Below are 20,087 nucleotides of genomic sequence, written 5' to 3' on the forward strand. Positions count from 1 at the left end.
GAAAGGCTGGCCGGTCCACCCCGCTGATTTCACTAAGCGGTATCTGCAACGCATAGGTGCCCAAGACGTTGATCATGGGCTCACTAGTAAGGATTCAGTGTTTGCCAGGGTTCGGCTGCGTCATATGACGTTATCCCGCTTTGCTTTGCGCAGTAAGACGCTTGAGGGTGAGAACCTCCAGAACAATGTAGGCATGGCCTCCTCGGCGCGATTTGCCCCGCTGGGTTACAGCTTCACTGAGGCGGACGAGCACTTCTCAACGACACCGCGGACCGGGCGGATTTCGCTTCGGGCGGATCGCGCTGGGCATCTGGAACTAGTTAACTATGCCAGCAGTATCATTGATCGCCTGTACCCTCGTCCTGGAAGGCCGTCCTCCTCCCCTTTTCTGGCAGCTTTCGCGCGACCGCTGGAGCTATCGGACCTGACGGCTAGTCCTACCCAATTTGCGGTTGATACCGCCATCCTTGGACAGGCCATCTTTGACGACAAAGTTATACGCTTGGTCAAGCGGGACGGAGGGGGTATAGAGAACTGCCAAAGGTAGAGATCGATCCGATACTTGCAGAGCTGACAGACGTCTTGGGGGTTACCAAAAGCGCTGCCGGTAAACTGCTTATGTCCCAGCTTGCAACAGACGTCGAAGTGGGTGAACTGGTGATCAACAAATCACGAATCGCCCTGAAACGCCTGGCGTTACCTCTGCTCGCCGATGTCTACGTCGAGGACACCCAATTTGCTTCAGGGGCAGACGAAGGTCGCGTTCTGCTTAAGCAGTTCATCGACAAAGAAAACACATTCATAATCCTGTTCGATCAGCTCCAGTTTGCTTACTTGGACGGCAGCCTTTACCAGGACAACTCCTTGGTGAACGGTGGCAGTCAGTTCCTGGGCTACCTCTTCGCCAATGCAGAACTGGCTACTGTCACGGATGAGAAAGGTGCCTTTACCGTTGCCCATCATAATTTCGATTATGACTCTACGTTTGGTGCGGTACTATCAACTGTCGCGCCCGAAGACGACATCATGGTCTGCGATGATCTCGGTGATGAATGGGCTGATTTTATCGGCTTCCGAACCGATCCAGCCTCCCCAAGAATCACCTTCTACCATGCTAAGCACGGGGAGCTGACTCTCGGTGCCGGCGCGTTCCACGTTTCTGTCAGCCAAGCTATCAAAAACCTGGGTAATCTCAATTTGCCCGCACCAGCCATGGCCAAGAAATTCGCTCGATGGAATCGGTTTTATACTAACAACAGGGTGAAGACACGTATCCATCGCACATGCCGAGGTACGCCCGCTGACTCACGAACTGCCGTGGATTTCTGCAGAAATGCCCCTCACACCTTCAAGCGGGTGGCCATTGTGACCTCCTCGCTGAGCAAGGCCGCAGTTGAGCAAGCGTTCCAAGACATCGCAGCGGGTCACACTGCCAGCCCCTACTTTGTCCAGCTCTATTGGTTATTGTCGTCCTTCTTTTCAGCCTGCACAGAGGTCGGAGCTTTCGGCTGTGTGATATGTCAGGAATGACGGCGTGCCCGGTTTGCCAATGACCAAAAACTAACTCCATAAAAGTTGCTTGCTGACACAAGCTATAATGGAAAGATATTTCGTCAACACTGTGGCCGTTATTGAGTGCAGCTAGCCATCCGGCTGCGCAAGATGATACGCAAGCCAAAAACGGGCCTGTCCTACATCCTGATCCAAGTGGCCTTCACCCTCTCCGACGGCGGATGTCTGCGCCGGGTCGATTGCCGCCGGCATAGGGGAAAGAGAGCCGTATTCAATTCGTTGGTGCTGTTGTTCGACGTAGCTGGCGTCGGTATTCGACTAGCGTGACTGAGAATGTCCCAACCAACCGGCGTTCCGTAGCCCGCGTGCCGGGGCAAGCCCGGAACCTACGAGTGTGGATTCCCGCGGCCTTACACTTCGTAGATGCGGGCTTGCCCCGCATGCGCGTTCAGGCGGCCGCGTGCAGTGCGGCCAGCAGCGCCTGGCCGTGCGCGCTGCCGAACCATTGCGCATGTCCGAGCAGGAAGGGTTGCCAGGCCACGTCGGCGTTGGCGGTGGAGCCGGTGACGCCTTCGAAGTACTCCACTTCGGACAGCGCGAAGTCCAGGTGCACCACCGGCAGCAGGTCGGCCAGCAGGTGCATGCGCGTGGCGGACAGCGGCAGCACCTGGCGGTAGCCGTCGAGCAGTGTCAGCGCGGTATCGATGCGCACGGCGTCCGCGCCGCGTTCCAGTTCCAGCCAGGCGACCGCATTGCGCTCGATGGCGGTGGCCAGGTCGAACAGCGCGCTGGTGGGCGAGGCCAGGCCGAAGTCGAGCACGGTACTCACCGTGTCGCCCTGCCAGAGCAGGTTGGAGGCGTGCCAGTCGTTGTGCGCCCACAGCCGCGGTTCGTCGCGCAGGCGCTCGGCCAGGCCCGCATGCCAGGGCAGCACGATCCCGCGTAGTTGTTCCTCCCACGGAATGCGCGCCAGGTAGCGGGCAAGGCCGGGGCGGTTGCCCAGGTCGGCGATGAGCGCGGCGATGGGGTCGTGGCTGCGGATCAGGTCGTCGCGCGCCACCAGCAGGTGGGTGCCGCGCTGCGGGGCGTGGTAGCTGGCGGCGGCCTGGTGCAGGCGCGCCAGCATGCGCCCGGCGTCGCGAGCCTGGGTGACGTTGGTCAACGGTGTCCACGACACCGCGTCGCGATACAGGTCCTCGCCGTTGCCCGGTGTGTGCAGTTCGTAGGTCCAGCCGTCGTGTTCGACCGCGGTGGCGCCGTCGCGGTCGCGCAGCACCTGCACCACCGGCACGCCAGCGGAGGCCAGGTGGGCGATGAAGCGGTGTTCCTCGCCCAGTGTCGCCGCGTCGCGCACGCTGTGGTGGTGGCGCTTGACGAACACGCGCCCGGCCGCGCCCTCGACCAGCGCCGCGGCCGACAGCGGCCGCGGGCTGTGCCACAGCGCGGCAGCCGCGCCGTGCAGCTGCGGGAAGCGCCCCGCCAGCCATGCGATCTCGCGCGGGCTGATGGCGGGCCAGTCGGCCGGCACCTCGTCGTTGTTGAGGCCCTGGACGCGGTGGGAGGAAGCGGTCATGGACGGGACAGCCGGTAATGCGGGGGAGTGCGGGGCGACAGGGTAGCGCGCGGCGCGCTGGCGGACGCCTTGGGGGAAAGGAACACGACCGTGCGGTGCAATCGGGCCTGGACTCTGGAGCCTGTGTTGTCCGGTGTAGGAGGTTGCCGCACAGGGCTATAGGAAAACTACGTGCGGTAGTGTCGGCGATCAGCTTTTGCGCGACTTGCCGCGCCTGTATTCCTTGATCAGTTCCGCCAGCGCGTCGTCCTCGGCGAAGAAGTACGCCACCGGCAGGTCGAGCACCTCGGCGATGCGCTGCAGGGTCTGCAGGTCGGGCTGGTGTACGCCGGTTTCATAGCGGTTTACGCGGGTGCTGGCGACGAAATCGTCCAGTCCGGCCTTGATGCCGAGATTGCGCTGCGAGATGCCATAGGTCTCCCGCGCTTCGCGCAGACGCACGCTGTAGACGGGGAGCTCTCTTTTCTCGGACAAGGCCGTGTACGTCCCGGGCTTCGGTGATCGAGAGCTTCCGGAAGGGCGCTTGACACCGATACTACGTTAAACGTAGTGTGCGCATTGGGTTAATCAATGAACTATTCGCGTGCATGTGCTTTCACCCTCGGGTGGAGCGCGACGCGGTACGGCAGGGCGACGGCGCCGGGGTAACGCACAGGCCACGCCCGGACACGGCATCGGGAACACCACGAAGGAATTGCCAGCACGGCCGACGGGCTCCGTCTGTGACCGAACACGTTGTGACGGAGCACGTCGTGATGGAGCGCGCCCGCCCGTGGCCGGCCCGGTGTGCCCTGCGCCTGCGTCCCTGCACGGACCGCACCCCCGAATATCCACCCTGGAAACCAAAGGACGCCGCATGAAGACCCGTGCTTTACGCAACGCCATTTCCATCGCCCTGTTCGCCACGCTGCATGGCCATGCAGCCACGCTCCCGAACCCGGAACCGTTACCGGGCAGCCCCGATGCGGATGCGCAGCAGGACAGCGCGCAGCGCGAGGACGCCGCGGGGCAGGGCGCCGCCGCCGCGGGCACGCCGCCGGTGCAGGACGCGGCCGCGACCGAACTGGAGACGGTGACCGTCACCGGTACCCGGCTGCGGGGTGGCATCACGCCCTCGCCGGTGATCGCCATCGGCAGCGAGCGGATCCGCCAGGAAGGTTTCAGCACGCTGGGCGAGGTGGTGCGCAGCCTGCCGCAGAACTTCAACGGCGGGCAGAACCCGGGGGTCGTCAGCGCGACCGGCTCGGGCAACATGTACAACCAGAACGCAGGCGGCGGCTCCAGCCTCAACCTGCGCGGGATCGGCCCGGACGCGACCTTGACCCTGCTCAACGGCCGGCGCCTGGCCTACGGCGGGTTGATGCAGGCGGTGGACATCAGCGCCATCCCGGTGGCCGCGGTGGAGCGCGTGGACATCGTTGCCGACGGCGCATCGGCGATCTACGGCTCGGACGCAGTGGCTGGCGTGGGCAACGTGATCCTGAAGCGCGACATGGAAGGGGCGGTGCTCAGCGCCCGCTATGGACGCGCGGGCGGCGGTGGCCTGGACACGCGCGAGTACGACGCCACCGCCGGTACGACATGGAAGGACGGTGGCCTGATCGCGACCTTCCGCGATACCCGCGTCGACCCGATCGACGCCAGCGAGCGCTCGTACACGCAGCACATGGCCCGGCCCTTCGTGCTTTACCCCGGCGGCAGCACGCGCAGCGGGCTGGTGAGCGCCTACCAATGGCTGGGCGAAAGGACCGAACTGCGCCTGGATGCGCTGCGCACCGAGCGCGACCAGGTCTACTACCAGACCGGTCGCGGGCTCCATTACGACCAGCGCTCGGACAGCACAGCATGGTTCCTGGCGCCGTCGCTGGAGGTCGGGCTCGCGCACGGCTGGACCCTGCAGGCCGGTGCGGTGCGGGCCCGCGACGAGAACATCGGCCGGGCGTGGTTGGTCGTCGATGCCGGTGGCGACCCACGCCAGGTATCGGGCGTGTGCCGCTGCAACGAAAGCCGCTCGTACGAAATCGGCGCCGAAGGGCCGTTGCTGGCACTGGGCGCGGGCGAGGTGCGACTGGCGGTGGGCGCCGGCTACCGCAGCAACGAACTGCTGAACCGCAATCTGCTGTCCAATGCGCAGGCGCGCAGCCAGGACAGCAGCCGCTTCGCGTATGCGGAAGCGAACGTGCCGCTGCTCGGTGCGGGAACGGTGGCACCGGCGCGGCGGCTGGAACTGACCGCCGCCGCAAGGATGGAGGATTACGACAGCTTCGGCCGGGTGACCACCCCCAAGCTGGGGCTGCTCTATGCACCGGGCCGCGACGTCACGCTCAAGGCATCGTGGGGCCGGTCGTTCAAGGCGCCGACGTTGAACGAGCGCTACGGCAGCCTGGTGGCCTACCTGGTGCCGCCGGCGATGATCGGCGGCACGGGGTACGGTGCCGGCGACGCGGTGCTGTTGTCGTGGGGCAGCAACCCGCGGCTCGGCCCGGAACGGGCGACTACGCGCACCGTGTCGCTGGCCTTCCACCCGGACCGCGTGCCCGGCCTGCAGGCGGACCTGACCTGGTTCGACATCGATTACCGCGAGCGCGTGGTGCAGCCGTTCGCCGCCTTCGGCCAGGTGCTGAGCGATCCGGCGGTGGCCGAGTTCCTCGAGTTCTCGCCCACGCTGGAGCAGCAGGCCGCCCTGCTTGCCACCTACTCCGGCGGTTTCTACAACTGGACCGGCAAGCCCTACGACCCCGCCAACGTGGTGGTCATCGGGCGGGGCGAGTACGTCAACGCGCGCACGCAGCGGATCAAGGGGCTCGATCTTTCCGGCGCATACGGGCGTGCGCTGGGCAGTGGCCACCTGGACCTGCGCGGTTCGGCGAGCTGGCTGGACAGCACCCAGCAGAACACGCCGGGGCAGGCGCCGTTCGACCTGGCCGGTACCATTTTCTATCCGGCCAGATTGCGCGGCCGGCTGAGGCTGGTGTGGAACGACGGCGGGTTCACCGCGTCCTCGTTCGCCAACTACACCGGGGGCGCGACCTATCCGGCGTTGCGCCAGGACCTGGCCTCGTTCACCACCTTCGACCTGGCCCTGCAGTACTCCACCGCCCGGCGCAACAACACCCGCGCCGGTTTCGAGGTGGCGCTGTCGGTGCAGAACCTGCTCGATCGCGCGCCGCCGCTGTACCGGCCCGCGGCGGCGACCGACGTGCCCTACGACTCGACCAACGCGTCGGCGATAGGGCGCTACGCCAGCCTCACCGTATCCCGGCGCTGGTAGGCCGGACGTGGCCCGGACCCATGGGGAGGACCCAACGATGAACCCAGTGATGCGGTGGGCCCGGCGGCTCCTCGCGCCGGTGCTGGCCGGCATGCTGCTCGGCGGCGGGCTGCACGCACAGGGGGTTTCGCCGCGCCAGCTGGTGGAAGTCAGCGACCTGGGCGAACTGGCGGTCTCGCCCGACGGCAGTCACGTGGCGTTCCGGCTGCAGCGTGCGTCGGTCGAGCGCAACACCCACGACACCGCCTGGTACGTGCAGCGCATGGATGCGAGCGCCCCGGCACGCCGGGTGGGCGAGGGCGGCCAGCTGCTGCGCGAGTCGGATGGGGCATCGCTCGCCCCGGCCGGCGTGGCGTGGTCGCCGGATGGCCGCTTCATCTACTACCGCGCGCTGCTCGATGGTCGCGTCGCGGTGTGGCGGGCCCGTGCCGATGGTTCGGACGCGCGTGCGCTGACGCGCGACCCGGCCGACGTGCGCCGCTTCCGGCTCGCTGCCGATGGCCGGTCGCTGCGCTACAGCGTCGGCGCCACCCGCCAGCAGGTGCGCGACGCCGAGCAGGCCGAGTACGACCGTGGCATCCACATCGACCAGACCGTACCGCTGGGCCAGCCGTTGTTCCGCTCGGGGTATCTCGACCGGCGCGGCTCCACGCAGCGCCTGCTCGGCAGCGACGTGATCCGCTCGCCGTTGCTGGCTGGCGCTGCCGACCGCTGGCGCGAGATCGCGCTGGCGACGGGGCAGGTACGGGACGTGGCCGGCGAGGACACCGCGTCGGCGTCGCCGCCGGGCTGGGTGGCGGCGTTCACGCCCTGGAAGCTGGCATGGGATGCGCATGCCCGCCGCGCCGCGATGCTGGTGCACGTGGGCGGGTGGCAGGGCGTGGGGCCGCGGCCGGACGTCGAGCTTGTGGTGGCCACGGGCAAGGGCAGGCGGCCGCTGCGCTGCCGCGATGCGCTGTGCACCGGGCAGCCGATCACCAGCGTGCAGTGGCGGCCCGGGCACGACGAGGTGGTGTTCACGCTGACCGACCCGGACGACAGCCAGGCCCAGTCCATCTTCCGCTGGGACATCGCCACCGGCCGGGTGGTCCTGGTGGTCCGCACCCCCGGGCTGGTGAACGGCGGGCGCGCGGCACCCGGCGGTTGCGGTGCGTCGGCCGCGGCGCTGGTGTGCGTCGCCGCGGACGCGCGCCATCCGCCGCGGTTGGAGCGGATCGATCTGGAATCAGGCGCCAGGCAGGTGCTGTTCGATCCGAATGCGGCATTGGCGGCGGAAATGGCGCACGTGCCGGTACAGCGCCTGCACTGGCAGGACGCGACGGGGCGCCGGTTCAACGGGCTGTACTTCCCGGCCCGCCGCGCAGGCCATGGCCGGCCGCCGCTGTTCCTGACGTACTACCGGTGCACGGGCTTCGTCCGCGGCGGGGTCGGCGACGAGTGGCCGCTGGCGACCCTGGCCGATCGTGGCATCTCGGCGCTGTGCATCAATGCCCCGCCGAGCGTGCAGGACGCGGTCACCCGGTTCGAGACCGGCCGCCTGGCCATCGAGAGCGTCATCGACCTGTTGTCGTCGCGTGGGGAAATCGATCGCGACAGCGTTGGCATGGGCGGGCTCAGCTACGGCACCGAGGTGACGGTGTGGATGGCGATGAACTCGGACAGGCTGGCGGCCGCGTCGGTCAGCAGCATCGCCTTTTCCCCGCTCGCGTACACGCTGATGAGCCTGTCCGGCGATACGTTCTTCTCGCGCCTGCGCACTTACTGGCAGCTGGGCGACCCGGAAACGACGGCCGCGCAATGGAAGCGCCTGTCGCCGGTGTTCAACCTGCAGCGGATCGACGTGCCGGTACTGATGCAGCTGCCGGAGCAGGAGTACCTGCACACGCTCGACTATGCGGTTCCGCTGATCCGGGATGCGCGTGCGGACCTGTACGTGTACCCGAACGAAGCGCACCAGAAGTTCCAGCCCCGGCACAAGCTGGCCGTGTACGAGCGCAACCTGGACTGGTTCCGGTTCTGGCTGCAGGGCATCGAGGACCCGCACCCGTCCAAGGCCGGGCAATACGCGCGCTGGCGGGTGATGGCCGCCAGGCAGGATGCAGGGGACCGGGGGAACGCGCGTCGCTAGGACTGATGCCGTGCCCAGTTCTCCACCGCGCACAGCTCCAGGATGCGGCCGATGGAGCGGTCGCGCGGGCTGGGCTCGCGTTCGAAGCAGCGCTCCAGCGAGGCGCCGTCCACGATGCCCTGCGCGTGCAGCATGCCGTCGAGCAGGAACTCGCGCAGGCGCGGCCGGTGCCGGGCGTGCAGCGCGCCGATGTAGCCGGTGAAGGAGCCCTTGCTGCGGCGCGCGAGGATCGCCTGCGGAAGGACGTCCGCGTATGCCTGGCGCACCAGCGAGCGGTTCTGTGCGCCGGCGATCCACATCCAGCTGGGCGCGCGCAGGGTTGCTTCCATCACCGGTTGCGACAGCAGTGGCAGTCGCAGGTGCGCGCGCATCGCCCGGGGCGCGGACTCCCTGTATATCTGGGTGGCGGCCAGGGCGAAGATCCGTTCGCGCTCGCCGGGAAGCGCATGCCCGGGCAGGTCCAGCCAGGGGTGAAGATCGGGCGCGCAGGGGGCATGCGCGGGCGCAATGAATTCGTCCGTGGGCCTGCAGGGCGGCCCGGGAGTGCGTAGCTGCCTGCGCAATGCGAGCCTGCCTGCCTTCCAGACGGTGCACTGGTGCAATCCGGCCAGGTCGCGGATCGCGCGCATCGCCTGCGCCGCGCCCCGTTGCCGGAAGGCATCCACCGCCGGGGCGGCCGAAGTCAGGTAGCAGAAGACGGTGTCGCCACCACCGCCGGAGAAGAAGCTGGTGGCGCCATGGCGGTGCCGGGCCTGTTCCATGATGGCGTCGGTGGCGTGCTGCAGCATTCCCACCCGCGGCGTCGCGGTCCATGGCGCAACGTCGAAATCGTGCGCCACCGATTCCAGGCCCATGACCTGCGCATCCAGCGGTGCGCCGATGAGGGCCGCCACCTGGCTGGCGTAACGCCGCTCGTCCGCGCCCGGCACCGGCGTCACCAGCGTGCAGCATGCCACTGCGGCAGCGCTGTCTTTCAGGCTGATGCCGACGACCGATGAATCCAGCCCGCCGGAAAGTTCGAGCAGGATCGACCGGTCGACGCCGGCCCAGGCGCGGGTGACCATGCCGACCGCGGCGCGCACGGCGTCGGCCGCCTCACGCGCACTGGCGTACGGATCCTGCCGGTTGATGACGTCCCAGGGCGACCATTGCGCGTGCAGGGTGGTGCGCCCTCCCTGCACGTCCATGCGCGTGCCGGGGAGCAGTTCGCGGATGCCGGCCAGCCCGGTGCGCGCGGTCTTGATGTCCGGGTACAGCAGCCGCTGCCCGATGGCATCCCAGTCGATGCGCCTGCGGTAGCAGCCCAGGCGCACGGGCAGTTCCACGTCCGAGGCGACGAAGCCGCTGCCATCGGCGATGCGATGGAGGCAGGGCATCCCGCCCTCGGGGTCGCGCTGGAAGGTGAGGCGGTCGGCGCGCGTGGGATCCGCCTGGACGATGAGGTAGGCGCCCCAGCAGTTGTCCAGGATGTGCCGGCGCAGATCGCCAGGGTTGGGGCAGGGCGGAAACTGCCGCGCATGCGTCAGCGGCGTGCCGCTTCGCGAAAAGACATGGCCCAGCACCAGGCCTTGCCCCGGCAGCACGATCACCGGCGTGTCCGCGCTGGCATACAGCGTGCAGCCGGTGGTTGGCCGGTGGCATTGCATGCGCAGCGGGTGCAGCCGATGCGTGGCTTCATCGATGGAAGGCGCCTGGGCGCCAGCGGCCGGGTGCAGCAGCGTGAGGTACCGGTAGGCCATCACACCACCCGTATCGGGGTGTGGGCACAGGCGTTGCCGACGGTGTCGTTCACCACCAGGTGCCGCGCCTGGACCCAGCAATGCGCCGACAGCGGATTGGCCATGACGCCGAACACCAGGCGCGCGAACAGGCCATGCCTGGACAGGTACCGGACCAGGGCGATCGAATCGGGCAGGCAGCGCGTGGCAGCGGGAACATACAGGCGGGCGTTGCGGAATGCGCCGGCCGCAGTGCACAGGTGCTGCAGCAGGGCAGGGGACAGGCCGGCATGGGGCTGGCCGGCACGATCGCGGCGATAGGCCGCCATCGCCGCCAGCGTGTCCTTGAGCGTGCGGTGTTTCAGTTGCAGGCGTACCGTGCAGACATCACGCAGGACATCCAGCGGCAGCACGCGGCCGCCTGGCGGGCCGTGCGGCGCACGCTCCATCGCGCTTTCGGAAGGGGGATCGAGGGTCGCGGCGCCCGCCGCGGCTTCCGGCGACGCCTGCTCCGCAGCCGGTGCGATACCGCGCGCAACCAGCATCCGCGCAGCGGCCGACGCAAGCGGCGCCCCGTCGAGATGCGCGAGGAACGCCTGTTCCGTCGTCGCGGGCAGCCTGAAATAGCGGTCGCCGGCCAGATCGAGGAAGAGCGGGTGGCCGTCGATCAGGCAGTAGGACAGGTCGGGGTCGATGCAGGCGGGCATGGGTGCGTCCTCGGAAAGAAGAGGGGCGCACCTGGTGGTGCGCCCCGTGTTTCACTCTTCGGAAATACCCGGCACGGGTTCGCCGCCCATCGGCTCGTTGCCCTGCAGGATGCCCTGGGTCTCGACGCTGGCGACGCCGAGCACGATCACTTCGTCGGCGTGCACGCCGGTGTTGTCGTTGCGGTTCATCGTTGCCTCTCCTGTGGTTGCGCCATGGCCATTCCATGGCGAGCGCCAGCCTGTGAGGCAGTGGATTTGATTTTCAAATGATTATTGCGTTGCCAGGCGATGATTATCCGAAGACGTGCCGGCGGTCATGGATCGGGTGGGTGCAGCAGCACGCCATGGCGCGCATGCGCATGGCAGCGCCGCATCGCACGGGCCCGCGCGCATGCGGACGCCGTGGCCGGAATGCCGCGGCTACAGGTGACGGTCGCGGTGGTCGACGAGAAAGGCCACGATCCGCGGCACTAGCTGTTTGCGGCGTGCGTGGTAGCCGCGCACGGCGGCTTTCAGCGCCGGCATGTCGCGGTTCTGCCAGTGGCCGCTGAGCCTGGCCAGTTCGTCGCCGACATGGTCGATCAGTCCGCGCTTGGCGCGACGCACCGGTGCCAGCCGGTCGTTGCCCTGTCTGACCGCGTCGTGCAGGGGGCGGAATCCGGATGCGCCGGCGATCGCGTCGAACAGCTGCCAGGTTCCCTTGACCAGGTCCTCGTGGCTGTACAGCGCTGCGCCCACCGGTTCGCGCGGCGGGCCTTCGGTCGCGTTGGCCCCCAGCTCGCAGGCCCTCAGCAGCAGGTGCTCCATCCAGTCGTAGAGCTCGCGCAGGGCGACTTCGGTGAGCAGCGGCACATGCAGCCCGTTGCGGGCATGATCATCGATGAGCCTTTCGCCGACCAGGCGGTGCAGTGCGAACCGCACGGGCGTGGGGCTGGTGTTGAATTCCTCGGCCAGCGTGCCCGGATCGATCCGCTGCCCGGGCAGGTAGCGCCCCGACTGCAGCGCGCGCCGGACCTGGCGGTAGAGCAATGCGCTCTTGGAGTGGTTCGCGCACATGGCCGAACTCCCTGTCTGCGTATGGCGTCCTTTCCCGCACCGATAGTACAGGAGCCGCCCGCATGCCCCGCGGTGCGTCCGCCGGCGCGCCGGCGGGGCCACCGCCATGCGCCGCCGGCGGCAGCGGCAACTGGCATCATGCCTCCATGCCGCCCAGCCTCGACCAGCTCCGTCGTTACGCCATCGCCCGAACGCTGTTCACGCCGACCACGTTGATGCGTGCGATCGACCGGCTCGGCTTCGTCCAGGCCGATCCCATCCGTGCGCCCGCGCGGGCCCAGGACCTGACCCTGCGCCACCGGGTCAGGGCGTACCGTGCCGGCGACCTGGAGCGGCGCTACCCGCGCCTGCCGCTGGAAGAGGACTTCTTCGTCAACTACGGTTTCCTGCCGCGCGCGCACCAGGCGCTGATGCATCCGCGCAAGGCGCGCGTGGCATGGACGCCGGCACGCTGGAAGCAGGCGCATGCGGTGCGCGAGTTCGTCGCCGCACGCGGTGCGGTGCATCCGCGCGAGGTCGACGCCCATTTCGCCCACGGCAAGACCACCAACTGGTTCGGCGGTTCGTCCAATGCCAGCACGCAGCTGCTCGACGGCATGCACTACCGCGGCCTGCTGCGGGTGGCGCGGCGCGACGGCGGCACCCGCGTGTATGCCGTGCGCGAGGATGCGCCACCGGTGGCGGCGCAGGAGATCGACGCGCGGCTGGATGCGCTGCTCGACCTGATCGTGGGTACTTACGCGCCGCTGCCGGCCGCCAGCCTCCGGCAGCTGGTCGGCTACCTCGGCAACGGCGTTCCGCAGTGGCGCGATGCGTGCCGGCCGGCGCTGCTGCGCGCCCGCCAGCGCCTGCAGTGCGCGCGGGTGGATGGCGTGGACTGGCTGTGGCCCGATGCCGAACGCGTGCAGAGCCGGCGCTGGCAGGCCGACGCGCAGGTGCGCCTGTTGACCCCGTTCGACCCGGTGGTGTGGGACCGCCGCCGCTTCGAACTGCTGTGGGGCTGGAGCTACCGCTTCGAGGCCTACACCCCGGCGCCGAAGCGCAAGCTCGGCTACTACGCGATGCCGTTGCTGTGGCGCGAGCACGTGATCGGGTGGGGCAACCTGTCGGTGCTGGCCGGTACGCTGCAGGCGCAGCTGCACTACGTGGCGGGCCGGCCGCCGCAGGATGCCGCCTTCGATGCGGCACTGGAGGCGGAGCTGGCGCGGATGACGGCGTTTCTCGGACTCGAGGGCTGAGCCGCGGCCGGTTGTCGATGCGCGCCGCTGCGCACCTGCGTGCAGCGCCCATGCAGCCTGGCACTGATCGATGGCCAACCCGATGTGGCCTCTGCGTCCGATGCACCCGGCGCGGCCATCGCGCGCCCGTGCCCGCCGCCCTGCGAAACGGCCCCGGCGCCGGGTGCGGAGCGCCGCTGATGCATGCCATCGTGCACTCGACGCCATCGTCGTTCTTGCCTATGGTCGGCGCTTCGGCAAACGGGGGAACGGGAATGCGCGTCGGGTATCTGCTGGGGATGTGGCTGGTCGCGGCAAGCCTGCAGGCGGCCGAGCCGGTGGCGACGGTGCGGGTGGACTTCGACCGCAATGGCGTCACCGCCACCCAGGTGCACGGCATGGCCGATATCGCCGCCGGGCGCGCGGTCAGTGCCGATGATCCGGTGCGGATCGCGTCGATCTCCAAGCTGGTCACCGCGCTGGGGGTGATGCGCATGGTCGAGGCCGGGCAACTGGACCTGGACGCCGACGTGTCGCGCTGGCTCGGCTGGCCGCTGCGCCACCCGCAGTTCCCGGATACGCCCATCACCCTGCGCCTGCTGCTGTCGCACCGCGCCGGCCTCACCGATGCCGCCGGCTACTACGCGGTGCCGCTGGGCGGGCAGCTGCGCGAGGTACTGGACGATCCGCGCGCCTGGGATCCGATGCATGCGCCGGGCACGTACTTCCGTTACGCCAACATCGATTTCCCGCTCGTCGCCTCGGTGATGGAAAAGGCCAGCGGCGAGCGCTTCGACCGGCTGATGCAGCGCCTGGTGCTGCAGCCGCTCGGCATCGCCGCCTGCTACAACTGGGCCAGCTGCGACGATGCCAGCGTGGCGCGCGCGGTGGTGCTGTATGACGCCGCCCAGCAGCCGGTGCGCGACGACAACCGCGGGCGTCGCCCGGATTGCCCGGTAGTGGCCGCGGCCGACGGCAGCTGTGACCTGGGCCGCTGGCGCGCCGGCGACAACGGTGCGCTGTTCGCACCGCAGGGCGGGCTGCGCATTTCCGGCAACGGCCTGGCCAGGATCGGGCGGCTGCTGCTGGGCGAGGGTGAGGTCGATGGCGTGCGCCTGCTGCGCGCCGAATCCGTGCGCGAACTGGCGCGTCCGCAGTGGACCTATGCGCCGGGTGACGGCATGACCACCGAAGAGGACGACAGCGGCCAGGGCGGCGACGGCTTCTTCTGCCGCTATGGGCTGGCGATGCAAACCCTGGCCACGCCGGTGAAGGGCTGCCGCGACGATCCGTTCGGCGACGGCGTGGCGCGCATCGGCCATTCCGGCTCGGCGTACGGCCTGCTGTCGGGGCTGTGGGTCGACCCGGCCAGCGGCACCGGCGTGGCGTTCTTCGCCACCGGCCTGCCGGACGCGCGCAAGGGCGGGCACTCGGCGTTTTCCGCGGTCGAGGAACGCCTGGTCAAGCCGTGAGGCCCGGCGTCGTTGCGCGCGGTCAGGCGGACCGGGCGCCACGCAGGTAGCCGAGCAGTTGGCTGATGCCGCCGACGGCCAGCTCCACCCAGATCGCGAGCACCACGCCCAGCGTGGCGGCGCCCAGCAGCCAGCGCTGCCGCCGGCTGCCCAGCCGCCGCGCGGCGTACGCATGAGCCAGCCCGGCCCCGAACAGCAGCGCCGCCATCACCACGAAGTCGAGCGGGCCCCAGTGCCAGCCCTGGCCGGCAGGCAGGTGGCGGTCGCGCACGGACAGGGCCAGCGGTACCAGAAGCAGCAGGCCGGTGCCGATGGCCGGCCGGATCGCGAGGTGGTTCACGTCGTACTCCACGGGTGATGGGGGGCTGCAGTATCGGCCCGCTGCGCGGAGCGTCGATGGGGGCGCGGTGAAACCATGGTGAAGCCCAGGCCGCCGGGCCAGGCGCGGCCGCACCAGTGTGCCGGGGGCGGCGTGGCCGGGATCCGCGCCAAGCCTTCGGGGTGCGAGATTAATCCTTGAAAATCAATGCCATGCAGAAAATCCCCGCGGCACTGCTAGCCTGTGCCGATTGCCGGGAGGAAAACGCCATGACCATCGGATCGCAGTCGGACATCGACGGCCTGCAATGCATCGGCCGGCTGGTCGCGCGCGTGCGCGAGGCGATGCTCGCCGCCGCCTGCCCCGGCATGACCACCGGTGAGCTCGACCTGATGGGTGAACGCCTGCTCGCCGCGCACGGCGCGCAGCCGGCGCCGCGCCTGGTCTACGGCTTCCCCGGCGCGACCTGCATCAGCGTCAACGAAGAGGCCGCCCACGGCGTGCCGGGCGCGCGGGTGCTGGCTGCCGGCGACGTGGTCAACGTGGATGTCTCGGCCGAACTGGAAGGCTACTTCGCCGACACCGGCGGTACCCGCGTGCTGCCCACGGCCGCGGCGCGCGACCTGCGCCTGTGCCACGCCGCACGCAGCGCACTGGCCAACGCGCTGAAGGTCGCGCGTGCCGGGCAGCCGCTCAACCGGATTGGTGCGGCGATCGAGCGCACCGCGCGCCAGGCCGGCTTCCGCGTGATCGAGAACCTGGGCAGCCACGGCGTCGGCCGCGCGCTGCACGAGGAACCGGACCACATTCCCGGTTACCACGACCCGCACGACACGCGGCGGCTGCACGAAGGCATGGTCATCACCATCGAGCCGTTCCTGTCCACGCGCAGCCGCGTGGTCGAGGAGGGCGACGATGGCTGGACCCTGAGTGGTGCGCGCGGCAACCGCTCGGCGCAGTACGAGCACACGCTGATCGTCACCCGTGGCGAACCGATCGTGGTGACGCTGCACTGAGCACTGAGCACTGAGCACTGAGCACTGAGCACTGAGCACTGAGCACTGGGCACGGCACGCGGCATCGACACGGCGTGCACGCGCCGGCGGCGAGGGTGGCGGTGTTCCCCTGCACTCCCTGTCCGGCATGAGCGAGCCGCCGCTGCGTACCCCTGATGGCCGTTACCTGGTGGTGCGTGGCCGGCTGTGGCGCGCGACCAACCCGGCGCTGCCGGAGGAACAGCGGCAGGCGGCGGTGCGGCAGCTGATGGCCGCGCGCCGCGAGGTGGGGCGGGCACGCCGCGCGGGAGACCGCCAGGCGCTGGCGCGGGCCGGCGAAGCGGTCGATGCGGCCAAGCGCGCGCTCGGCGAGCGCGGCCCGGTGTGGTGGGCCGATGGCGCGCCGGACTACAACCGCCACCTGGCCAGGAACACGCCCTATGCCGCGTGGCATGCGCAGGCGACTGCCGCCGGGGCGGAGCCGGCGGATAACTGAAAACCGGGCGCGGCCGCCTGCGCCGGCGCCGCCGCCTCAGTGCTGGTCGGGATGGGCCTGCCAGTCCGCCTGGCCGGCGGCCAGGGTCCAGCCGATCAGCTCGCCGGTGGTGCGCCCCAGCGCGGTCTCGAAGGCGGTGGTCACGCTGGCCACGGTGGTGTCGGCGGCGGGCTCGGCGACGAGGAAGGTGCGCGAGGCGACCACGCGCTGGTCCAGGCTGTGGATCAGCTTGGCATTGAGCTCGATGGTCGCGGCCGGGCGCGCGTTGCCGGCGTAGTCCGATTCGAACCGGCGCAGGTCGATGGCGAGCTTGTAGTCCGAGCGGATGCCGGTGGCGATGCGCGCCACCGCGCCGATCCGGCCGGAATCCTCGAAGCCGCGCAGCAGCGCGTCTTCGAGCATGTCGGTGGCCGGCTGCGACCAGGTCGCGCCGCGGTACACCTCAAGCTCGCCGGGCGTGGGCCGCACGTTGATGCGCGGGCTGTCCACCAGGCGCGCGGCGGCGGGCTTGGCCACGGCCAGCTGCCAGTCCACCCGCGGCCACGACGGGTCCACGGCCACCCGCGCCTGCGGTGCGTAGATGGTGATCGGGTGGCGGTCGCCGCTGGCCAGCACCGAGCAGCCGGCGAGGGCCAGGACGCAGAGGGGGGCGAGCAGTCGCATCGACGGGAAGCGCTTCATTTGGGTTCGAACTCCTTCGGTGCATCGCGGCCGAGCAGGTAGCGCGCCGGGTTGTTCTCGAGGCGGTCGCTGACCCGGCGCAGGTCGCGGATCAGCCCCCGCAGCTCGGTCAGGGTCGGGCCCAGCTGGGCCAGGCCGTCGTTGGCGAAACTGTTGATGGCGGCGCGGTTCTCGCCAAGGATGGCATTGGCGTTGCCGGCCGCCGAATCGAGCTTGGAGAGGCTGGCGTCGAGCTTGTCCAGCGTGGCCGGCAACTGCCGCACCACGTTCTCGTCGAGATGCTGGATGGTGCCGTTGGCGGTGGCCAGGGTGGTATTGAGGTTGCGCGCGGCGTCGCGCGCCTCCAGCAGCAGTGCGCGGGTGCCCTGGTCGCGGTCGGCCAGGCCGCCGCTGACGGTCTCCAGGTGCGCCAGGGTGTTGGAGATGCGCTCCACGTTCTGGTCGCTGAGCAGCTGGTCCATGCGCTCGACCACGCGGTTGGCCACGTCGGTGATGTTCTGCAGCGCCGACGGCGAGGTCTGGATGGTGGGCACCGCCTCGCGGTCGACCGTGGTCAGCGCCGGCGCCTGCGGGCTGCCGCCGCTGAGCTGGATGATGGCCGGGCCGGTGATGCTGGTGATGGCCAGCTTGGCGCGGGTATCGGTCTTGACCGGGGTGGTCGAGTTCAGCCGCAGCCTGGCGATCACCTTGCGCGGGTCGTCCGGCGCCAGCGACAGGTCGGTGATCGAGCCGACCGAGATGCCGTTGTACTGCACCGGGCTGCCGACCGACAGGCCGGTCACCGCTTCGTCGAACACGACGCGGTATTCCTGCCAGGTGCGGTCGGAGGAGTATTTGGCCGCCCACAGCCCGAACCCGAGCAGGGCCAGCGAGACGATGAGGGTGAAGGCGCCGATCAGGACGTAGTGGGCTTTGGTTTCCATGGCTCAGGCATGCTCGGGCGGGAGGCCGCGCGCGGCGCGGGCACGGGGGCCGTGGAAGTACTCGCGGATCCACGGGTGGTCGAGGCGTTCGATTTCGGTCAGCGGTGCGGCGGCGACCACCTTGTGGTCGGCCAGCACCGCCACCCGGTCGCAGATGGCGTAGAGCGTGTCCAGGTCGTGGGTGATCAGGAACACGGTCAGGCCCAGCGCCTCCTGCAGGGTCTTGATCAGCCGGTCGAAGGCGGCCGCGCCGATCGGGTCCAGGCCGGCGGTGGGCTCGTCCAGGAACAGCAGCGGCGGGTCCAGCGCCAGCGCGCGTGCCAGCCCGGCGCGCTTGCGCATGCCGCCGGACAGCTGCGAGGGCAGCTTGTCCAGGGCATCGGCCGGCAGGCCGGCGAGTTTGACCTTCAGCAGCGCCAGTTCGTAGTGCCAGCGCTCCGGCAGCTCCGGGTGGTGCTCCTTCAGCGGCACCTGCACGTTCTCGCCCACGGTGAGCGAGGAGAACAGCGCGCCGTCCTGGAACAGCACCCCGGTGTTGCGCTCGACGTGCAGGCGCGCGGCCGCGTCGTCCGAACGCGCGTCCACGCCCAGCACCTCGATCTGCCCGGCGTCGGGCGTGCGCAGGCCGAGGATGGAGCGCATCAGCACCGACTTGCCGGTGCCCGAGCCGCCGACCACGCCGAGGATCTCGCCGCGGCGCACGTCCAGGTCCAGGCCGTCGTGCACGGTCTGGCTGCCGAAGCGGTTGACCAGCCCGCGCACGCGGATGGCCAGCTCATCGTCGTCGCCCGTGGTCCGCGAGGGAATCGCCATCGTGCCGTCCCCTTACCAGTCCATGTGCATGAACCACAACGCGGCCAGCGCGTCGAGGACGATGACCAGCGAGATCGTCTGCACCACGCTGGAAGTGGTGCGCTCGCCCACCGACTGCGCCGTGCCCTGCACCTTGAGCCCTTCCAGGCAGCCGATCAGGGCGATGATCAGCGCGAACACCGGTGCCTTGGACAGGCCCACCAGCAGGTGCCGCAGCTGCATGGTCTCGTGCATGCGGGCGATGTACATCTGCGGCGGGATGCCCAGGTCGAACGCGCCCACGGTGACGCCGCCGGCGAGGCCGGCGATCATGGCGATGAAGGTCAGCAGCGGCAGCATCACCACCAGCGCCAGCACCCGCGGCAGCACCAGCAGGTCGATCGGGTCCAGGCCCAGGGTCTGGATCGCGTCGATCTCCTCGCGCGCCTTCATCGCGCCGATCTGCGCGGTGAACGCGCTGGCGGTGCGCCCGGCCAGCACGATGGCGGTCAGCAGCACGCCGAACTCGCGCAGGAAGGCGATGTTGACCAGCTCGACCACGTATATCTCGGCGCCGAAGTCGCGCAGGATGGTCGAGCCGAGGAAGGCGATCACCGCGCCGACCAGGTAGGCCAGCAGCGCGATCAGCGGCACCGCGTCCAGCCCCACCTCTTCCATCTGGTGCACGGTGGCGGTCAGGCGCAGGCGCCGGGGCTGCCGCAGCAGCCGTGCCAGCTTGGCCAGGTTCTCGCCGAAGAAGCCCAGCAGCACCCCGATGTTGGCGCCGATGGCGTGCACCGAGCGGCCGAGCCGCTCCAGCGCCGCGGCCACGCCGTAGTCGCGCTGCGGCGGCGGGCGCTCGTCGGCGACCTCGTCGATGGTGCAGACCAGCGCGCGGTGCTCCTCGCGGAACAGCAGCGCGTCGTCGCTCAACCCGGCGCTGCGCGAATACCGCAGCAGCTGCAGCACGCCGGCCGAATCGAGCTGGTCGATGCCGCGCGCGTCCATTTCGCGCACCTGCGCATGGATGCCGCCCAGCACCTGCGCCGATTGCAGGGCGGTGGACAACGTCCAGCTGCCCGACAGCCTGAGCTGGCCGTCGGCATCCGGGTCCATCGTGCAGTGGGGCGGTTCGGCGTTCTTCATGGGGGCGTCCGGCGCCGAGCATACCCTGTCGCCCCGTCGCGGGCCCATGAAGCGATCAAGCCGGCGCACTTCCGGGTGATA

18 protein-coding genes are annotated in these 20,087 nt (G+C 69.4%); 7 read left to right on the forward strand and 11 right to left on the reverse strand.

Annotated elements, in window-relative coordinates; all coding sequences use genetic code 11:
- Nucleotides 1-618 precede the first annotated feature (618 nt).
- A complete protein-coding gene (locus ABB33_RS18070) occupies nt 619-1,530 on the forward strand; it encodes a hypothetical protein (protein ID WP_082594966.1) in 912 nt (303 codons plus the stop codon).
- A gap of 430 nt (nt 1,531-1,960) precedes the next feature.
- On the opposite strand, the gene ABB33_RS03195 is transcribed toward ABB33_RS18070, so the two are convergent.
- Nucleotides 1,961-3,085, reverse strand: a complete 1,125-nt coding sequence (locus ABB33_RS03195; RefSeq protein ID WP_056931121.1) for a phosphotransferase enzyme family protein — start codon at nt 3,083-3,085, stop codon at nt 1,961-1,963.
- 189 nt (nt 3,086-3,274) lie between these two features.
- Nucleotides 3,275-3,559, reverse strand: coding sequence for a helix-turn-helix domain-containing protein (locus ABB33_RS03200; RefSeq protein WP_054667693.1), 285 nt, complete (start codon nt 3,557-3,559; stop codon nt 3,275-3,277).
- A gap of 382 nt (nt 3,560-3,941) precedes the next feature.
- Between ABB33_RS03200 and ABB33_RS03205 the strand changes: the two genes are divergently transcribed.
- Together ABB33_RS03205 and ABB33_RS03210 are read left to right on the forward strand one after the other, a co-directional pair.
- The gene (locus tag ABB33_RS03205) at nt 3,942-6,356 is read left to right on the forward strand and encodes a TonB-dependent receptor plug domain-containing protein (RefSeq protein ID WP_056931122.1); all 2,415 of its coding nucleotides are present in this window, start codon (nt 3,942-3,944) and stop codon (nt 6,354-6,356) included.
- A 37-nt stretch (nt 6,357-6,393) separates the two neighbouring features.
- Nucleotides 6,394-8,484, forward strand: a complete 2,091-nt coding sequence (locus ABB33_RS03210; RefSeq protein WP_082594967.1) for an Atxe2 family lasso peptide isopeptidase — start codon at nt 6,394-6,396, stop codon at nt 8,482-8,484.
- Here the strand turns inward: ABB33_RS03210 and ABB33_RS03215 are convergent.
- The 4 genes from ABB33_RS03215 to ABB33_RS03225 all read right to left on the reverse strand — a co-directional run bounded on the left by ABB33_RS03215 (nt 8,481) and on the right by ABB33_RS03225 (nt 11,965).
- Nucleotides 8,481-10,223: a lasso peptide isopeptide bond-forming cyclase gene (locus tag ABB33_RS03215; RefSeq protein ID WP_056931123.1), complete on the reverse strand. Its 1,743-nt coding sequence runs from the start codon at nt 10,221-10,223 to the stop codon at nt 8,481-8,483. The genes ABB33_RS03210 and ABB33_RS03215 overlap by 4 nt on opposite strands.
- Complete coding sequence (locus tag ABB33_RS03220) at nt 10,223-10,909, reverse strand: lasso peptide biosynthesis B2 protein (protein WP_056931124.1); 687 nt, start codon at nt 10,907-10,909, stop codon at nt 10,223-10,225. Before ABB33_RS03220 ends, ABB33_RS03215 begins: the two co-directional genes overlap by 1 nt.
- Nucleotides 10,910-10,960: 51 nt before the next feature.
- Entirely contained in the window at nt 10,961-11,098 is a 138-nt protein-coding gene (stcA, locus tag ABB33_RS18425; protein WP_152984944.1) for a lasso peptide StcA, read from the reverse strand.
- A 231-nt stretch (nt 11,099-11,329) separates the two neighbouring features.
- Nucleotides 11,330-11,965: a GntR family transcriptional regulator gene (locus ABB33_RS03225; RefSeq protein WP_056931125.1), complete on the reverse strand. Its 636-nt coding sequence runs from the start codon at nt 11,963-11,965 to the stop codon at nt 11,330-11,332.
- Nucleotides 11,966-12,111: 146 nt separating this feature from the next.
- Here ABB33_RS03225 and ABB33_RS03230 point away from each other — a divergent pair, with 146 nt between their 5' ends.
- Together ABB33_RS03230 and ABB33_RS03235 are read left to right on the forward strand one after the other, a co-directional pair.
- Nucleotides 12,112-13,203 (forward strand): DNA glycosylase AlkZ-like family protein, encoded by a 1,092-nt coding sequence (locus ABB33_RS03230; protein ID WP_056931155.1) that lies wholly within the window; start codon nt 12,112-12,114, stop codon nt 13,201-13,203.
- A 254-nt stretch (nt 13,204-13,457) separates the two neighbouring features.
- Complete coding sequence (locus tag ABB33_RS03235) at nt 13,458-14,654, forward strand: serine hydrolase domain-containing protein (protein WP_225546642.1); 1,197 nt, start codon at nt 13,458-13,460, stop codon at nt 14,652-14,654.
- A gap of 22 nt (nt 14,655-14,676) precedes the next feature.
- Here the strand turns inward: ABB33_RS03235 and ABB33_RS03240 are convergent, their stop codons facing one another.
- Complete coding sequence (locus ABB33_RS03240; RefSeq protein ID WP_152984945.1) at nt 14,677-14,994, reverse strand: hypothetical protein; 318 nt, start codon at nt 14,992-14,994, stop codon at nt 14,677-14,679.
- Nucleotides 14,995-15,242: 248 nt separating this feature from the next.
- Between ABB33_RS03240 and map the strand changes: the two genes are divergently transcribed.
- Entirely contained in the window at nt 15,243-15,989 is a 747-nt protein-coding gene (gene map, locus ABB33_RS03245; protein ID WP_056931127.1) for a type I methionyl aminopeptidase, read from the forward strand.
- 127 nt (nt 15,990-16,116) lie between these two features.
- Nucleotides 16,117-16,464, forward strand: coding sequence for a hypothetical protein (locus ABB33_RS03250; protein WP_056931128.1), 348 nt, complete (start codon nt 16,117-16,119; stop codon nt 16,462-16,464).
- A 36-nt stretch (nt 16,465-16,500) separates the two neighbouring features.
- Here ABB33_RS03250 and ABB33_RS03255 read toward each other — a convergent pair whose 3' ends face one another.
- From ABB33_RS03255 to ABB33_RS03270, 4 genes are read right to left on the reverse strand one after another with little or no spacing between them, the layout of a single operon-like run.
- Entirely contained in the window at nt 16,501-17,145 is a 645-nt protein-coding gene (locus tag ABB33_RS03255; RefSeq protein ID WP_056931129.1) for an ABC-type transport auxiliary lipoprotein family protein, read from the reverse strand.
- Nucleotides 17,142-18,068: an MlaD family protein gene (locus tag ABB33_RS03260; protein ID WP_056931130.1), complete on the reverse strand. Its 927-nt coding sequence runs from the start codon at nt 18,066-18,068 to the stop codon at nt 17,142-17,144. Before ABB33_RS03260 ends, ABB33_RS03255 begins: the two co-directional genes overlap by 4 nt.
- Nucleotides 18,069-18,071: 3 nt before the next feature.
- Nucleotides 18,072-18,881 (reverse strand): ABC transporter ATP-binding protein, encoded by an 810-nt coding sequence (locus ABB33_RS03265; protein WP_054667673.1) that lies wholly within the window; start codon nt 18,879-18,881, stop codon nt 18,072-18,074.
- A 12-nt stretch (nt 18,882-18,893) separates the two neighbouring features.
- Complete coding sequence (locus ABB33_RS03270) at nt 18,894-20,006, reverse strand: MlaE family ABC transporter permease (protein WP_056931131.1); 1,113 nt, start codon at nt 20,004-20,006, stop codon at nt 18,894-18,896.
- Between the last annotated feature and the right edge of the window lie 81 nt (nt 20,007-20,087).

Origin of the sequence: Stenotrophomonas acidaminiphila, assembly GCF_001431595.1 — a bacterium.
Classification (GTDB): Bacteria; Pseudomonadota; Gammaproteobacteria; order Xanthomonadales; family Xanthomonadaceae; genus Stenotrophomonas; species Stenotrophomonas acidaminiphila.

Bases quoted from the DNA above. Each gene is read 5' to 3' on its own strand.
- ABB33_RS03210 (WP_082594967.1), top strand. From the start codon at position 6,394: ATGAACCCAGTGATGCGGTGGGCCCGGCGGCTCCTCGCGCCGGTGCTG.
- stcA (WP_152984944.1), bottom strand. From the start codon at position 11,098: ATGAACCGCAACGACAACACCGGCGTGCACGCCGACGAAGTGATCGTG.
- ABB33_RS03260 (WP_056931130.1), bottom strand. From the start codon at position 18,068: ATGGAAACCAAAGCCCACTACGTCCTGATCGGCGCCTTCACCCTCATC.
- map (WP_056931127.1), top strand. From the start codon at position 15,243: ATGACCATCGGATCGCAGTCGGACATCGACGGCCTGCAATGCATCGGC.
- ABB33_RS03250 (WP_056931128.1), top strand. From the start codon at position 16,117: ATGAGCGAGCCGCCGCTGCGTACCCCTGATGGCCGTTACCTGGTGGTG.
- ABB33_RS03270 (WP_056931131.1), bottom strand. From the start codon at position 20,006: ATGAAGAACGCCGAACCGCCCCACTGCACGATGGACCCGGATGCCGAC.
- ABB33_RS03220 (WP_056931124.1), bottom strand. From the start codon at position 10,909: ATGCCCGCCTGCATCGACCCCGACCTGTCCTACTGCCTGATCGACGGC.
- ABB33_RS03255 (WP_056931129.1), bottom strand. From the start codon at position 17,145: ATGAAGCGCTTCCCGTCGATGCGACTGCTCGCCCCCCTCTGCGTCCTG.
- ABB33_RS03215 (WP_056931123.1), bottom strand. From the start codon at position 10,223: ATGGCCTACCGGTACCTCACGCTGCTGCACCCGGCCGCTGGCGCCCAG.
- ABB33_RS03225 (WP_056931125.1), bottom strand. From the start codon at position 11,965: ATGTGCGCGAACCACTCCAAGAGCGCATTGCTCTACCGCCAGGTCCGG.
- ABB33_RS03235 (WP_225546642.1), top strand. From the start codon at position 13,458: ATGCGCGTCGGGTATCTGCTGGGGATGTGGCTGGTCGCGGCAAGCCTG.
- ABB33_RS03265 (WP_054667673.1), bottom strand. From the start codon at position 18,881: ATGGCGATTCCCTCGCGGACCACGGGCGACGACGATGAGCTGGCCATC.
- ABB33_RS03230 (WP_056931155.1), top strand. From the start codon at position 12,112: ATGCCGCCCAGCCTCGACCAGCTCCGTCGTTACGCCATCGCCCGAACG.
- ABB33_RS18070 (WP_082594966.1), top strand. From the start codon at position 619: ATGTCCCAGCTTGCAACAGACGTCGAAGTGGGTGAACTGGTGATCAAC.
- ABB33_RS03195 (WP_056931121.1), bottom strand. From the start codon at position 3,085: ATGACCGCTTCCTCCCACCGCGTCCAGGGCCTCAACAACGACGAGGTG.
- ABB33_RS03205 (WP_056931122.1), top strand. From the start codon at position 3,942: ATGAAGACCCGTGCTTTACGCAACGCCATTTCCATCGCCCTGTTCGCC.